This window comes from Tritonibacter sp. SIMBA_163 (assembly GCF_046535935.1).
GTDB lineage: Bacteria > Pseudomonadota > Alphaproteobacteria > Rhodobacterales > Rhodobacteraceae > Epibacterium > Epibacterium scottomollicae.
Map to the genome: position 1 here is coordinate 1 of NZ_JAWJBP010000669.1, position 261 is coordinate 261.

At 62.5% G+C, this 261-nt stretch carries 1 protein-coding gene; it reads right to left on the minus strand.

Annotation, left to right across the window (positions count from 1 at the left end; all coding sequences use genetic code 11):
* The coding region (locus R0J92_RS23985; protein WP_411053522.1) for an aminotransferase class III-fold pyridoxal phosphate-dependent enzyme at positions 1-261 on the minus strand (261 nt) is incomplete at both ends.

Genomic DNA, 261 nt, shown 5'->3' on the forward strand with positions numbered 1-261 from the left:
GTCCGCGATCAACAGGATCTCATATTTATCGCAGATGCGCTGGATTTCCGGCCAATAGCTCGCAGGTGGCACAATCGCGCCCCCAGCCCCCTGCACCGGCTCCGCGATAAACGCGGCGACGCGGTCTTCACCGAGCTCAAGGATCGCCTGTTCAAGCTCCTGCGCCCGAGCGAGGCCGAACTCCTCAGGATCGTGGTCAGCCCCTTCGGTCCACCAGTTAGGCTGGTTGATGTGATGAATGTCGGGGATGGGCAGGCCGCC